The sequence below is a fragment of the Ralstonia sp. TCR112 genome, assembly GCF_007997035.1.
In the GTDB taxonomy this organism is placed as follows: Bacteria; Pseudomonadota; Gammaproteobacteria; order Burkholderiales; family Burkholderiaceae; genus Ralstonia; species Ralstonia edaphi.
On the sequence record NZ_VOSS01000204.1, the window covers coordinates 1 to 583 of the forward strand.

1 protein-coding gene is annotated in these 583 nt (G+C 57.3%); it reads right to left on the reverse strand.

Annotated features, from left to right (window positions below; translation table 11 throughout):
* Positions 1-308: recombinase family protein (locus FUT88_RS25295; RefSeq protein ID WP_186829386.1), on the reverse strand; the 308-nt coding region annotated here is incomplete at its 3' end.
* Positions 309-583: the final 275 nt, after the last annotated feature.

Sequence of the window (583 nt, forward strand, 5' to 3'; positions counted from 1 at the left end):
TCATCGGCATCTTGGAATCTGCCCCAACGACTGACGTCGTAGACGAGGATGACTTGGAAGTCGGCAGTGCCGGACTCAACGTCCTTGATGAGTTGCTGTAGTGCTTGGCGGCCGTCGAGTCGTAGGCCGCTCTTACCCTCGTCAGCATAGGTCCGCACGATTTGGATGCCGCGACGCTGTGCGTACTCGCGAATCTTGTCGGCCTGATTCTGTGTGGAGTACTGCTGATGCTCTGTCGACATCCGAACGTACTCCGCACCACGAAGCAGGATCGGCTCGTCGGGAGGTCTCGAAAAGGTTTCGGCCATGCGTCCAACCGCGTAGAGTTTTTCCGCCAGTGCCGGCTAACGGACGTAGGCGCCTGTGGATTCGAAGGCGCAATTCCTGCCTCGCAGGAAGGGCCAAGATTCACATGGAAGAAACGGTAACGGCTGTTCGATGCGCTGCCTATGACGTCCTATGTTTGCACACGTCCTTTTTGCATCAGTGGTCGAGATACACGGGCGTCATTCGTACGATCCACGCGTCCATTGTTGCGCCGCTCGGTTGGAGAACCGCTTCGATTCGATAGAGACCAGCTGGG